Annotated in this window: 12 protein-coding genes; 3 read left to right on the forward strand and 9 right to left on the reverse strand. The window is 64.4% G+C overall.

The genetic code is table 11. From position 1 onward, the window contains the following. Positions 1-2: 2 nt before the first annotated feature. From BHD07_RS02805 to BHD07_RS02815, 3 genes are all read right to left on the reverse strand, one after another. A complete protein-coding gene (locus BHD07_RS02805) occupies positions 3-638 on the reverse strand; it encodes a DUF1326 domain-containing protein (RefSeq protein WP_100669891.1) in 636 nt (211 codons plus the stop codon). 114 nt (positions 639-752) lie between these two features. Further along, the gene (locus BHD07_RS02810; RefSeq protein ID WP_018093815.1) at positions 753-1,757 is read right to left on the reverse strand and encodes an inorganic phosphate transporter; all 1,005 of its coding nucleotides are present in this window, start codon (positions 1,755-1,757) and stop codon (positions 753-755) included. After that, a complete protein-coding gene (locus tag BHD07_RS02815) occupies positions 1,757-2,401 on the reverse strand; it encodes a DUF47 domain-containing protein (RefSeq protein WP_100669890.1) in 645 nt (214 codons plus the stop codon). The genes BHD07_RS02810 and BHD07_RS02815 overlap by 1 nt, the downstream gene beginning before the upstream one ends. 234 nt (positions 2,402-2,635) lie before the next feature. On the opposite strand from BHD07_RS02815, the gene recF reads away from it, so the two are divergent. The 3 genes from recF to BHD07_RS02830 are packed head-to-tail and all read left to right on the forward strand — an operon-like array spanning position 2,636 to position 5,041. After that, a complete protein-coding gene (recF, locus tag BHD07_RS02820) occupies positions 2,636-3,760 on the forward strand; it encodes a DNA replication/repair protein RecF (protein ID WP_275597002.1) in 1,125 nt (374 codons plus the stop codon). 26 nt (positions 3,761-3,786) lie between these two features. Further along, complete coding sequence (locus BHD07_RS02825; RefSeq protein WP_275597001.1) at positions 3,787-4,563, forward strand: molybdopterin-synthase adenylyltransferase MoeB; 777 nt, start codon at positions 3,787-3,789, stop codon at positions 4,561-4,563. 7 nt (positions 4,564-4,570) lie between these two features. Then, entirely contained in the window at positions 4,571-5,041 is a 471-nt protein-coding gene (locus BHD07_RS02830) for a GNAT family N-acetyltransferase (RefSeq protein WP_100669889.1), read from the forward strand. Between the two features lie 117 nt (positions 5,042-5,158). Here the strand turns inward: BHD07_RS02830 and BHD07_RS02835 are convergent, their stop codons facing one another. From BHD07_RS02835 to BHD07_RS02860, 6 genes are all read right to left on the reverse strand, one after another. After that, positions 5,159-5,815, reverse strand: coding sequence for a TetR family transcriptional regulator (locus BHD07_RS02835; protein WP_275597000.1), 657 nt, complete (start codon positions 5,813-5,815; stop codon positions 5,159-5,161). 64 nt (positions 5,816-5,879) lie between these two features. After that, positions 5,880-9,026 carry an efflux RND transporter permease subunit gene (locus tag BHD07_RS02840; RefSeq protein WP_100669887.1) on the reverse strand — a complete coding sequence of 1,049 codons (3,147 nt, stop codon included), beginning with the start codon at positions 9,024-9,026 and terminating at the stop codon, positions 5,880-5,882. 10 nt (positions 9,027-9,036) lie between these two features. Beyond that, entirely contained in the window at positions 9,037-10,260 is a 1,224-nt protein-coding gene (locus BHD07_RS02845; protein WP_275596999.1) for an efflux RND transporter periplasmic adaptor subunit, read from the reverse strand. Positions 10,261-10,660: 400 nt separating this feature from the next. After that, on the reverse strand, positions 10,661-11,671 hold the full coding sequence (locus BHD07_RS02850) for an ABC transporter ATP-binding protein (protein ID WP_018093823.1): 1,011 nt from the start codon (positions 11,669-11,671) through the stop codon (positions 10,661-10,663). Positions 11,672-11,687: 16 nt separating this feature from the next. Continuing rightward, a complete protein-coding gene (locus tag BHD07_RS02855; RefSeq protein WP_275596998.1) occupies positions 11,688-12,752 on the reverse strand; it encodes a Gfo/Idh/MocA family protein in 1,065 nt (354 codons plus the stop codon). Next, a complete protein-coding gene (locus BHD07_RS02860) occupies positions 12,749-13,588 on the reverse strand; it encodes a carbohydrate ABC transporter permease (protein WP_275596997.1) in 840 nt (279 codons plus the stop codon). The genes BHD07_RS02855 and BHD07_RS02860 overlap by 4 nt, the downstream gene beginning before the upstream one ends. Positions 13,589-13,592 lie beyond the last annotated feature (4 nt).

Consider the following 13,592-nt stretch of genomic DNA (forward strand, 5'->3'; position numbering starts at 1 on the left):
CGTCAGTGAACCACGCCGCTTCCGGTCATGTGCAGTCTGGCGAAGTGGGCGTGCGAATCCGCGAGCGAAACCGCCAGCGGCCCGCTCGTCTCGGCCCAGCCGCGCCCCACCTCGCAGCGGTCGTATTCGAAGCCGTGCGGAAGGTTGATGCGGGCGTGGTGCTCCTCACCGGTCACCGGATTGACGATCGGCTCGCCGCGAGCCTCCATCCATCCCGGAATGTTGACGCGCGCGGAGCGCCTTTCGACGTCGATCTCGAAATCGATCGGCGCGAAAACCGGTTCGTGGAAGGTCTCGAAAGTCGTCGCGAACACCTGGAAGAAGGTGGCGCCGGGCTCGGTGTCCTGGCCGCTCATGATCCGTAGCAGCGCCTCCCGCTGCTCGTCGGAGGCACGCTCGTCGATGATCGGAACCACCGCGCCCCTGCCCTCGTGAATGGCGCCGGGCCAGGATACGATCATGCCGCATCTCAAGCCGTCGAGCCGGGTGTCGCCATGGTGTCCCTCGTCGATATCGACGACCCCGATCGCGCGGCAATGCCCCTCGGTAGGCAGTGCGTTGAACTGGCACGGGCAGCCATAGGCGCAGTTGCAATGGATGAATTCGCGGCCCTTGATCGTCCACTCGACGTCCGTCATCGTTTCCTCCCCAGATACGATGGAAGTTTCACTCTCCTCCGAATGCAATTTTATTAGATAGCGGGAATATACTCCCCGCCGACGGCAATGCCAACGGGGTGCCTGGCGAAAGCGTCAGGCGATGAGGTCCACGGCGAAATAGCAGAGCGCCGAGATCAACGCTGCCGCCGGCATGGTGATCACCCACGCGACGACGATGTTGCCGGCGAGCCCCCACCGCACCGCCGACACCCGCCTCGCCGCGCCGACGCCGATGATCGCGCCGGTGATCGTGTGGGTGGTCGAAACCGGAATGCCGAGCCAGGTCGCCGCGAACAGCGTGATGGCGCCGCCCGTCTCGGCGCAGAAGCCCTGCATCGGGTTGAGCTTGGTGATCTTCGAGCCCATCGTGTGGACGATCCTCCAACCGCCGAAGAGCGTGCCGAGCGCGATCGCCGCCTGGCAGGTGATGACCACCCAGAAGGGCACGTAGAATTCCGAGCCGAGATAGCCCTGCGAGAAGAGAAGCACGGCAATGATGCCCATGGTCTTCTGCGCATCGTTGCCGCCATGGCCGAGCGAATAGAGGGAAGCCGAAACGAATTGCAGCACCCGGAAGGTGCTGTCGACGGCGAAGGGCGTCTGGCGAACGAAAACCCAGGAGACGATCAGGATCAACAGCAGTGCCAGAACGAAGCCGATGCCCGGCGACATGACGATGGCGCCGGCGGTCTTCAGCAGTCCTTGCCAGACGATCGAGCTGAAACCGGTTTTGGCCAGCCCGGCACCGACGAGGCCGCCGATGAGCGCGTGCGAGGAACTCGACGGGATGCCGAAGACCCAGGTGACGATGTTCCAGGTGATTGCGCCCATCAGCGCCGCGAAGATCACCTGCGGCGTGACGATACCCGGATCGATGATGCCCGTTCCGAGCGTTTCGGCGACGTGCAGTCCGAAGAAGAGGAAGGCGATGAAGTTGAAGAACGCCGCCCAGAAAACCGCATATTGCGGCCGGAGCACGCGGGTCGAAACGATGGTCGCGATCGAATTGGCCGCATCGTGCAGCCCGTTGAGGAAGTCGAAGAAAAGCGCGACGGCAATGAGCCCCACGAGCAGCGGGAAGGCGAGCGTCGCATCCATCAGACGTTCTCGATCACGATGCCGCTGATTTCGTTCGCCACGTCCTCGAAGCGGTCGACGACCTTTTCCAGTTCGCCGTAGATCTCGCTGCCGATGATATAGGCCATGGGGTTGGAAGCGCCGTGGCGCTGGAAGAGATCCTTCAGGCCCTGCTCGTGGAGCTGGTCGGACCTATCCTCGACATGCGTCACCTCCTCGGCGATGGCGCCGAGGCGGTGGGCATTGGCGCCGATGCGACTGAGGAGCGGAATGGCCTCGGCGACCAGATGGGCGGCCTCGACGACCGCCGCGCCCATGGACTGCATGCCGGGGTCGAAGCTCTTCTGTTCATAGAGCCGGATCGTTTTCACCGTCTTGTGCATCATGTCGATCGCATCGTCCATCGACTGGATGAGATCCTTGATGTCGCCGCGGTCGAAGGGGGTGATGAAGCTGCGGCGGACGGCCAGCAGAACCTCGCGGGTGATCTCGTCGGCCTCGTTCTCGAGCGCGACGATGCGGTCGCAATGGCTTTCGATGTCAGGGCCGCCGGCAAGAAGCGCGTTCAGCGCCTCCGCCGCACCCATGACGGTGCGCGAATGGTCGGCGAAGAGGTCGAAGAAACGGTCTTCCCGGGGGAGGAGCTTGCGAAACAGGCCGAGCATCAGCGATCCATCCAACTGTCGATTGTCACGCAGTTGTCATATTGTACTTGCGCGCTCGGGGAAAGTTCCGATGCGGCCGAAAAAAAGGGCTTTCCCACAGGCGATTGGGCGGAAATGCGCAGCCCGGACACGGAATCGCCGCGGGCCGGAGAGAGGCAGACGGAACACCCCTTTCCGCCTTGCCTTGGCCCGGCTTTCATCCTACCTGACAGCAACGTCGAATTCGGACCCGCAATGCCCCACAAGGTCTTTCTCACACGTCTGAAACTGAGCGACTTCCGCAACTATGCGACGCTGGCGCTCGACCTCGACCAGCGCCATGTGGTGCTGACCGGCGAGAACGGCGCGGGCAAAACCAATCTGATGGAGGCGGTCTCCCTTCTTTCGCCCGGGCGCGGCTTGAGGCGCGCTGCCTATGCCGATATCGCCCGCGTCGGCGCCGCCGATGGTTTCTCGATCTTCGCCGCCGTCGACGGCATGGAAGGGTCGGTGGAGATCGGCACGGGGACTCAAGGGGCCGAGGAGGGGCAATCACGGCGCCTCAGACTCAACGGCACTGCGGCCCGCACGGTCGACGAACTCACCGATCACCTCCGGGTGCTCTGGCTCACGCCGGCGATGGATGGCCTCTTCACCGGCCCTTCCGCCGACCGCAGGCGTTTTCTCGACCGGCTGGTACTGTCGCTCGATCCCGGGCACGGCCGGCGCGCCAGCGAGTTCGAGCGCGCCATGCGCAGCCGCAACCGGCTACTCTCGGAATTCCGACCCGATCCCGCCTGGCTGTCGGCCATCGAGCGCGAAATGGCCGGGCTCGGCATCTCCATGGCGCTCGCCCGTCAGGAGATGCTCGGCCTGCTCTCGGCCCTCGTCGAGCGAAGCCGGAGCGATGGGACCTTTCCGTCCGCAAGCCTGTCGCTCGCCGGCTTTCTCGACGACTGTGCAGGTATTCCCGCCTTTGAACTCGAAGAGCGTTATCTGGCAATGCTCGCCGAAGGCCGTGCCCGCGATACGGCCGCCGGCCGCACGCTCGACGGGCCGCACCGCACCGATCTTCTGATCCGCCACCGGGAAAAGGACATGGAGGCAGAGCGCTGTTCGACCGGCGAGCAGAAGGCGCTGCTCGTCGGTCTGGTTCTCGCGCATGCACGGCTCGTCGGGGATATGACCGGCCACGCCCCGGTGTTGCTGCTCGACGAAATCGCCGCCCATCTCGACCGGGGACGCCGTGCCGCCCTCTTCGATCTGGTCGATGGGCTCGGCGGCCAGGCCTTCATGACGGGCACCGACCGGGCGATGTTCGACGCCCTTGGCGAGCGGGCTCAATATCTGGCCGTTGCAAACGGCCGCGTTTCCGGGTGACATAGAGCGCCGTCCGCGGAAATTAAATGGAGACGCATATGACGACCGATGCGACGCTCGCTCCTTCGGAGATTGCGCGCTACGCACGCCACATCGTGCTGCCGGAGATCGGCGGCCCGGGGCAGCAGAAACTCAAGGCCGCGCGCGTGCTCGTCATCGGCGCGGGCGGGCTCGGCGCGCCGGCTCTGCAATATCTCGCGGCCGCCGGTGTCGGCACGCTCGGGGTCGTCGACGATGACGTGGTCTCGTTGTCGAACCTGCAGCGTCAGGTGATCCACGCCACCGCAGATATCGGGCGGCCGAAGGTCGAGAGCGCCGCCGCGGCGATCGACGCCCTCAATCCGCATGTGAAGGTCATGACGCACGCGCTCAGGCTGGACGCCGAAAATGCAGATGCGCTCATGCGCCAATACGATCTCGTCGTCGACGGGTCGGATAATTTCGATACGCGTTATCTCGCCGCCGATACGGCCGCGGCGGCAGGCGTGGCGCTCGTCACCGGTGCCGTCGGACGCTTCGACGGCTCGGTCACCGTGCTGAAGCCCTACGAGACCGATGCCGAGGGGCACCCGAACCCCTCATACCGCGATCTCTTCCCGGAGCCGCCGCCGCCGGGCACCGTGCCAAGCTGCGCCGAAGCGGGCGTCCTGGGCGCGCTCACCGGCGTCATCGGCACGCTGCAGGCGATGGAAGCGATCAAGCTCGTCACCGGCATCGGCGAGCCGCTGGTCGGCCGTCTGCTGCTCTACGATGCGCTCGCCGCCCGGTTCAACACGATCCGCTATCGGCGCGGCACGCGCTGAGGACGCCATGGAGACGGTTCGCATCGACGCCAGCTTCGATCGTTACGAGGAGTTGCTGTCGCTGATCCGTGCGTCCTTCGCCTATATGGACGGCCGCATCGATCCGCCCTCCTCGGCCCATGCGCTGACGGCGGCCTCCCTTAACCGGAAAGCAAGAGACGAGATCGCCTTCGCGGCCGTCGCCGGGCGTGACCTCCTGGGCTGCATCTTCTGCAAGCCGGAAGCGGACTGTCTCTATATCGGCAAACTCGCCGTCGCTCCCGGCTTCCAGGGAAAGGGAGTAGGGCGGATGCTCATCGCCGCCGCCGAGGAAACGGCGCGCGGTCTGGGCCTGCCTGCGCTGAGGCTTCAGACACGCATCGAACTCACCGGGAACCAGGCCGCTTTTGCGGCTTTGGGCTTCGTGGAGACGGCGCGAACCGCCCACCCAGGCTTCACCCGCCCGACCTCGGTCGATATGCGCAAAGTGCTCAGCTAGATCACGATGCTTTTGGGTCGGGTCGACCTAAAACACGACCGTGATCGGTTTCAGGAAGTTGAGACGCGGGATGCGGGCGGAAAGCCGCACACGTTTTTCCTCATCCCGCTCTTTTCCTCATCCCGCTCCAGGGCCGAGGTGTGGGGAGGTATCGCCGCGCGCCGGCACCCGCCGGAAGCCCGCAAAGAGAGACTGGAGCGCTTCGCTCCCCTGGGCCACGAGGTCGAAGCGGCGGCCGAACAGCAGCCATTCGGTACAGAGCCCCATCATCATCCAGCGCAGGGCCCGCGCCGCGGTCGGCGGCGCCCAGTGCTCCTGCAACTGACCCCTTTCCAGTGCCCGGGCGAAGGCAAGCTCCAGAAGGGCATCGTGGCGCTCCTCGATCTCGCGCTGGCGCACGAGAACGGCGGACATGTCATTGTCGTAGTCGCAGCGCAGCATGATCGCGAGAATGCGCTGCCGCTGCTCGTCCGCGGCCAGGGTCGTCAACCAGTCGCTGGTCGCGCTCTCGACGATGGCGAGCGTGTCGAAGGCTTCCGTTTCGATCTCGCGTGCGATCATGTCTTCGTGAGGCAGCGGCACGGCCTCGTAAAGGGCGAGGAAGAGATCCGTCTTGTTGGCGAAATGCCAGTAGATGGCGCCGCGGGTGACGCCCGCCTCCTTCGCCACTTCCTCGAGCGTCGTATTGGGAACGCCCTTCTTGTAGAACATCCGCTCGGCGGCACACAGAATCTTCTGTCTTGTAGCCTCGGCGTCGGCCTTGGTTCGGCGCATCTATTCAAATTCTCCTTCGGCGACGGCCCGCCCGCCGCCGTAGGCGGGCGGGCCGTCTTCGATATTATTCGGCCGGGCTGGCGGTTTCGGATGCTGGCTTGGCCGCCTCCGGCGCCGCTCTTCCGCGTTCGAAGATCTTCATCACGAACACGAAGAAGACCGGGACGAAGAAGATCGCCAGCACCGTCGCCGAGATCATGCCGCCCATGACTCCCGTGCCGATGGCGCGCTGGCTGCCGGAACTTGCGCCCGTCGCGATCGCCAGCGGCAGGACGCCGAGGGTGAAGGCGAGCGAGGTCATCAGGATCGGCCGGAAGCGCAGATGCGCAGCCTCCAGTGTCGAGTCGATGAGCGACTTGCCCTGTTCGCGGAGTTCCTTGGCGAACTCGATGATCAGGATCGCGTTCTTCGCCGAAAGCCCGATGATCGCGATCAGGCCGACCTTGAAGTACACATCGTTCGGCATGTCGCGCATCGTCACGGCAAGCACGGCGCCGATGACGCCGAGCGGCACGACCATGATGACCGAGACCGGAATGGACCAGCTCTCATAGAGTGCGGCCAGGCACAGGAAGACGAGCAGGCAGGAGAGCGCAATCAGGAGCGGCGCCTGCGAGCCCGACTGGATTTCCTGCAGCGACTGCCCCGTCCACTCGTAGCCGAAGCCCGCGGGAAGCTGGGCCACCAGGCGCTCCATCTCGGCGATCGCATCGCCGGAGGAGTAGCCGGGAGCGGCCTCGCCGCTGATGCGGACCGCCGGATAACCGTTATAGCCCACCGTTTGCGTCGGCGCCTTGACCCATTCCACATCCGCAAAGGCCGAAAGCGGAACCATGCCGCCATTGGAGTTGCGGACATTCAGGTTCAGGAGATCCGCCGTCTGCATGCGCTTCGTCTCGTCCGCCTGCACCGTCACGCGCTGCATGCGGCCGGCATTCGGGAAGTCGTTGACATAGGACGAGCCGAGATTGGTCGAGATGGTCGAGTTGATGTCGGCAAAGGTCACGCCGAAGGTATTGGCCTTCTCGCGGTCGATATTGACGCTGACCTGCGCCGCATCGGGCATGCCCTCGAAGCGGACCCCGGTCAGGACCTTGCTCTGGGAGGCGAGGCCGAGCAGCTGATCGCGCGCTTGCGCCAGCGCCTCTTGACCGAGACCCGCACGGTCCTGCAGGCGGAAAGAAAACCCGCCGGTCGTCCCGAGTCCCTGGATCGCCGGAGGCGACAGAGCGAAGCTGATCGCATCCTTGATCTGACTCATGGCCATCGTGGCGCGGCCGGCGATCGACTGGGCGGAGTTGTCAGCATCGCGCTCGCTCCAGTCCTTGAGCGTCACGAATGCGAGCCCCGCATTCTGCCCGCTGCCGAAAAAGGAGAAGCCGTTGATCGCCACGATCGTGTCGACCGCCTTTTCCTGGCCGAAGATGGTCTCGGTCTGCTCGATCACCTCCGTGGTGCGGTTTGCAGTCGCTTCCGAAGGCAATTGCATCATCACGATGACGAAGCCCTGGTCCTCGTCCGGCAGAAAGGACGAAGGAAGCTGGAGAAAGGCCCAGCCGAGGCCGGCAAGCAGCGCTAGATAGATGACCATGAAGCGGCCGGTCCGCCTGACGATGCCCCCGACGGCGCGCGTGTAGCCGTGCGACGTCCGGTCGAAACCGCGATTGAACCAGCCGAAGAAGCCGCGCTTGGCGTGATGGTGACCCTTCGGAACCTGCTTGAGGAAGCTTGCGCAAAGCGCCGGCGTCAGCGAGAGCGCAAGCAGCGCCGAGAACAGGATCGAGACGACCATGGTAAGACTGAACTGGCGGTAGATCACGCCGACGGCGCCCGGGAAGAAGGCCATCGGGATGAACACCGAAGCCAGCACCAGGGTGATGCCGATCACCGCACCGGTGATCTGCTTCATCGCCTTGCGGGTTGCATCCTTCGGAGTGAGCCCTTCTTCCGACATGATACGCTCGACGTTCTCGACCACGATGATCGCATCGTCGACGAGAATGCCGATCGCCAGCACCATGCCGAACATCGTCAGCACGTTGATCGAGAAGCCCATCGCCAGCATGACGGCGCAGGTGCCGAGCAGGGCGACCGGCACGACGATGGTGGGAATGATCGTGTAGCGGACGTTCTGCAGGAAGAGGAACATTACCAGGAAGACGAGGCCGACGGCCTCGACGAGGGTGTGCAGCACCTTCTCAATCGACACCGCGACGAAGGGCGAGGTGTCATAGGGGACCGAATATTCGAGCCCTTCCGGGAAGAACTCCGCCAGCTCGTCCATGCGCGCCTTGATCGCTGCCGAGGTCGACATCGCGTTGCCGCTCGGAGAAAGCTGCACGGCGATGGCCGCCGAGGGGCTGCCGTTGAGGCGGGTGGAGAAGGTGTAGCTTTCGCCGCCGATCTCGAGGCGCGCGACGTCGCGCAGCCGCACGGCGGAGCCGTCGGCATTTGCCCTGAGCACGATGGCACCGAATTCCTCCGGGCTCGAAAGCTGACCCTTGATGACGACCGGAGCGGTGACCTGCTGCGTGATCGGATTCGGCTGGGCGCCGATCGAGCCCGAGGCGATCTGGGCGTTCTGAGCCTGGATCGCTGCCGTGACGTCGGCCGCCGTCAGGTTGAGGCCGAGCATCTTGTCGGGGTCGAGCCAGACGCGCATCGAGCGCTCGGTCGCAAAGAGCTGGGCGCGTCCGACGCCGGGCACGCGCTGGATTTCGCTGAGCACGTTGCGGCTGAGATAGTCGCCGAGCCCGATCGCGTCCATCGAACCGTCGGTCGAAGTCAACGAGATGATCAGCAGGAAGCCGGCGCCGGCCTCGTCCACCTGCACGCCTTGCTGCCTGACGGGATCGGGCAGGCGCGGTTCGACGCGCTGCACCCGGTTCTGAATGTCGACCGAGGCCTGGCTTGGATCGGTGCCCGGCTGGAAGGTGGCGTCGATCGAGACCGAGCCGGAGGAGCTGGTCGACGATTCGAAGTAAAGCAGCCCCTCGACGCCGTTCAGCTCGTCCTCGATCAGCCGCGTGACGCTCTGATAGGTGTCCTGCGAGGAGGCGCCGGGATAGTTGGTATTGATCGATATCTGCGGCGGTGCGACATCCGGATACTGCGAAACCGGCAGGAGCGGGATAGCGATGATGCCGGCGATCATGATGAAGATCGCCACCACCCAGGCAAAGATCGGCCTGTCTATGAAAAAACTGGGCATGATATCGGTCTCACTTCACTTCGGTGCCGGGCTTTTCGCCGGCATCGGCCGAAGCGCTGGCCTGTTCGGGCGCGGGCTTTGCGTTCGGGTTCCAGTCGGAAGGCTGCACGGGCGCGCCCGGGCCGACTTTCTGGAAGCCCTCGACTATGACCTTTTCGCCGGGTTTCAGGCCGGAGGTCACCTGCCAGCGCTCGCCGACGGTGCGTCCGAGCGTGACGTTGCGGAATTCAACCTTGTTGTCGGCATTCACGACATAGACCTGCGACTGCCCGGCATTGTTGCGCTGCACGGCCTGCTGCGGGACGGTGATCGCGTCCTTTTCCAAACCCTGCTGGATCTGGACGCGGACATACATGCCCGGCAGCAGATCGTTGTTCGGGTTGGGGAATTCGCCGCGCAGCGTCACCTGGCCCGTGGTCGCGTCGACGGCGGCTTCGGAGAAGAGCAGCCTGCCCTTGAGAGCGTAGGGCGTCCCGTCGTCGAGGATCAGCTGAACCTCGGCCTCGTTGTTGGCGCTCATCCACTGGCCGTCCTTGAGCGCCTTGCGCAGGCGGATCAGATCCGTCGCCGACTGGGTGAAATCGGCGTAGATCGGGTTGAGCTGCTGGATCGTTGCAAGGTTCTGAGTGTCATTGGTGTTGACGAGCGCGCCTTCGGTGATCAGCGCCCGGCCGATCCGGCCGCTGATCGGAGCGGTGACGTTCGTATATTGCAGATTGAGCTTGGCCTCGGCGAGCCCTGCCTCGGCGATGCCGACATCGGCCTCGGCCTGGGCGAGGGCCGCGATCGCATCGTCGTACTGCTGCACGGCGGTGACCTGCGCCTCCTTCAGGCGCGACTGGCGGTCGGCCGTCCGCTTGGCCTGATCGACCACCGCCTGGGCGCGCTTCAGCGTCGCCGCGGCGCTGTCCACCTTGACCTGGAACGGTGCCGGGTCGATGCGGTAGAGCACGTCGCCTTCCTTGACCATGGTGCCCTGCTCGAACACGCGCTCGACGACGATGCCGGAGATGCGCGGGCGGACCTCGGCGATGCGGGTGGCGGTGATGCGGCCGGGCAGTTCGTTGGTGATCGGCAGCGGTTCCGCCTTCGTCGTGAAGACGGCGACCGGCGACGGCGGAGGGGCGGCAGCCGCGGCCTGCTGTTCTTCATTCTTCTGGCAGCCCGCGAGAAAAATCACGGATGCCAGCGCGGCGGCCAATATCGGTCGGTTCATGCGCATCGCAATGTCCATATTGTCAAAGGACCGGCCGCAGTCGCGGCGTTTCGCAAGCGCTGCGCGGTCCAAAAGTGAGGTGAAGCGGAGCCGGTATCGGCGTGGAAAATACCGGAAAGCTAATATACAGACGCCAATGTATGTTAATTTCTGCCGCAGTGCAACAGAGTTTTGACGCGCCGGCCGGGGAGGCAAAAAGGGGGGAGTCGCAACGGTTTCGGCGTTGCGGCGCGTGGTGATCACACAGGTGTGATTCGGGCCGAAGCTGTTTCAGAGTGCAAATCGGCCCGTCATCCGGCTGCCGCGACCTTCTCCCCGCCGGCGGGGAGAAGGAAAACACGGGACCGCCTGCGCCACGATGCCACGCCCCGCGTGCGGAGGGTTAGGGTGAGGGGCAATCACACCCGCGCGTCGTCTCTCACTGACCCGACTTGATCACCCGCCCGTCCGCATCGAAGCGATGCATGCTGCCGATTACCGGCGTCGCGTGGACGATGTCGTCGGCGGCGTAGCGGTGTTCGCCGAAGAGGCGCACCGTCAGCAGGCCGACCGTCTCCGATTCGATATAGATGATCGTGTCGGCGCCAAGATGCTCGACATGGATCACCTTGCCCTTCCAGTCCCCGCTTTCACGGGAGAGGCCGATATGCTCCGGACGGATACCGATCGTCTTTGCCTCTCCGTCGCCGAGCTTTGCGGCTTCGATGAAATTCATCTGCGGCGAGCCGATGAAGCCGGCGACGAAAAGGTTGGCCGGGCGATTGTAGAGCTCCATCGGCGAGCCGACCTGCTCGATCCGGCCGGCATTCAGCACGACGATCTTGTCGGCAAGCGTCATCGCCTCGACCTGATCGTGGGTCACGTAGATCATCGTCGCCTTGAGGCTGCGGTGAAGGCGGGCGATTTCGAGCCGCGTGTTGACGCGCAGCGCCGCGTCGAGGTTCGACAGCGGCTCGTCGAAAAGGAAGAGCTTCGGCTCGCGCACGATCGCGCGGCCGATCGCCACGCGCTGACGCTGGCCGCCGGAAAGTTCGGCCGGACGGCGGGCGAGATAGGGTTCGAGCGACAGCATGCCGGCCGCCTTGGCGACCTTTTCTTCGATCTCCGCCTTCGGCACACCCGCCTGCTTCAGCCCGAGGCCCATATTGTCCTTGACGGTCAGGTGCGGATAGAGCGCGTAGGACTGAAACACCATGGCGATGCCGCGCTTGGCCGGCGCCACATGGCCGACCTCGACGCCGTCGATTTGAACGCTGCCCGACGTCGCGTCCTCGAGGCCGGCGATAGTGCGCAGAAGCGTCGATTTTCCGCAGCCGGACGGACCGACGAAGATGACGAACTCGCCGTCCTTCACGTCCAGGTCGATGCCCTTCAGCACCTCATGACTGCCGAAGGCCTTGCGGATGGTTTTGAGTTGAAGTGATCCCACGTGTCGCCCTCTTGGGTTAAAGCTCGACCGGCTTGCCGGTGCGCACACTCTCGTCGGCGGCGAGGCAGATCTTCAGCGACTGCACCGCATCGTCCATGTGCCGGCCGAGATCGATGTCTTCTCGGATGGCCTTGAGCACGAAGGCCTGCTCGCGGTCGCAAAGCTCCTGGTGGCCGGGCTCGCCCTCCATCACCAGGTCCTCGTCGGATTTCAGGAACCGGCCGTCCGGTCCCGTCGCGGCGCTGTGCACGCGGATGACGGAGGTTTTCGTGTGCACGTCGATGTCGTCCGACTTGGCGTTCTGATCCATGACGATCGACACGGCGCCGTTCGGAGACATCACGTCCTTCACGAAAAAGGCCGTCTCGGAGATCATCGGGCCCCAACCCGCCTCGTACCAGCCCACAGAGCCGTCCTCGAAGATCACCTGCAGATGCCCGTAATTGTACATATCCGCGGCGATCTCGTTCGAGAGCCTCAAGCCCATGCCGCGCACCTCGACGGGCCTGGCATCGGTGATCTGGCACATGACGTCGACGTAGTGGACGCCGCAATCGACGATCGGCGGTGTCGTCTGCATCAGCGACTTGTGCGTCATCCAGGTCGGGCCGCTCGACTGCTGGTTCAGGTTCATGCGGAAGACAAAGGGCCCTCCGAGCTTGCGGGCTTCCGCGATCAGCCGCATCCAGGACGGGTGGTGGCGCAGGATATAGCCGACGACCAGCTTGCGGCCGTTGGCCCGCGCGCAGGCGACGACGCGCTCGGCGTCGGCGACCGTCGTTGCCAGCGGTTTCTCCACGAAAACATGGGCTCCCGCCTCCATCGCCATCACCGCATAGTCCGCATGCGTGTCGGAATAGGTGTTGATCGAGCAGAGCTCCGGCTTCAGCGCGGCCAGCGCCTCCGGGAACGACGGCAGGATCTCGTATCCTGCCAGAGCCTCGGGCAGCGCCACCTTCGATCGGTTGACCAGCCCGGCGATTTCGAAGCCAGGGTTCTGATGATAGGCGAGCGCGTGGCTGCGGCCCATATTGCCGAGCCCGGCGCTGAGCACGCGGATCGGGGGTGCGGATGAATTCACTTGACTGCTCCTGCCGTGATGCCGCGGATCAGCTGCCGCGAGAAGATGACGTAAAGGACGAGGACCGGGAAGATCGCCAGCGACAGCGCCGAGAGGACCGCGTTCCAGTTGGTGACGAACTGGCCGATGAAGATCTGCGAGCCGAGGGTGACGGTCTTGGTCGCCTCGGCGGGCGCGAGGATCAGGGGGAACCAGAGATCGTTCCAGATGGGGATCATGGTGAAGACGGCGACCGTCGCCATGGCCGGGCGGATGAGAGGAAGCACCAGCCGCAGGAAGATCGCATATTCCGACAGGCCGTCGATGCGTCCGGCATTCTTCAGGTCGTCGGATACGGTGCGCATGAACTCGGACAGAATGAATACCGCCAACGGCAGGCCTTGCGCCGTATAGACGAGGATCAGCGCGGTCAGCGTGTTGACGAGACCAGTCGCCACCATACCCTGCAGGATCGCCACCGTTCCGAGCCGGATCGGGATCATGATCCCAAGCGCCAGATAGAGCCCCATCAGCGTATTGCCGCGGAAGCGGTATTCGGAAAGCGCGAAGGCGGCCATGGCGCCGAACAGCAGGACGAGCGCGATCGAGACCACGGTGACGATGATGCTGTTCTGGAAATAGCCGATGAAGTCACCCTGCTTCAGCACCGTTTCGTAGCCGATCAGGCTGAAGGTCTCGGGTGTCGGGATCGCCAGAGGCTCCCGGAAGATCGCGTTGCGGCTCTTGAACGAGTTTACGATCGTCAGGAACACCGGAAAGAGTGCAACGAGCGTATAGGCGATCAGGGCCGCGTGAACGGCGCCCATGCGCACGAAGGAGGCGCGTGTTTTCGACATCTTC

Source organism: Sinorhizobium sp. KGO-5 (genome assembly GCF_036245905.1).
Classification (GTDB): Bacteria; Pseudomonadota; Alphaproteobacteria; order Rhizobiales; family Rhizobiaceae; genus Sinorhizobium; species Sinorhizobium meliloti_A.